The sequence below is a fragment of the Bradyrhizobium uaiense genome (assembly GCF_010811875.1).
GTDB classification, from domain to species: domain Bacteria; phylum Pseudomonadota; class Alphaproteobacteria; order Rhizobiales; family Xanthobacteraceae; genus Bradyrhizobium; species Bradyrhizobium uaiense.
In genome coordinates this window covers 1-245 of record NZ_VKHP01000922.1, presented here as the reverse complement: position 1 = coordinate 245, position 245 = coordinate 1, and the positions used below count along the sequence as shown (strand labels likewise).

General features: G+C 64.5%; 1 pseudogene. It reads right to left on the bottom strand.

The window, feature by feature from the left end:
- Nucleotides 1–130, bottom strand: a pseudogene (locus FNJ47_RS52500) (FAD-binding protein); the annotation flags it as partial.
- Between the last annotated feature and the right edge of the window lie 115 nt (nucleotides 131–245).

Below are 245 nucleotides of genomic sequence, written 5' to 3'. Positions count from 1 at the left end.
TGCCGACCAAGTGCTGAATGGCGCCGCTTATTCCAACCGCGATGTACACGTCCGGTCTCACGATCTTGCCGGTCTGCCCAATCTGCGCGGAGAAGGGTCGCCACCCGGCGTCGACGGCCGCGCGGCTCGTCGAGAGGAATGAGCAGCCTGCGGCAGGGGCGAATGTCGAGGAAGCCCGCGTGATCGTCTCGGGTGGGCGGGGACTGCGCAATGCGGAAAACTTCGAGCTTTTGGAGCGTATTGCC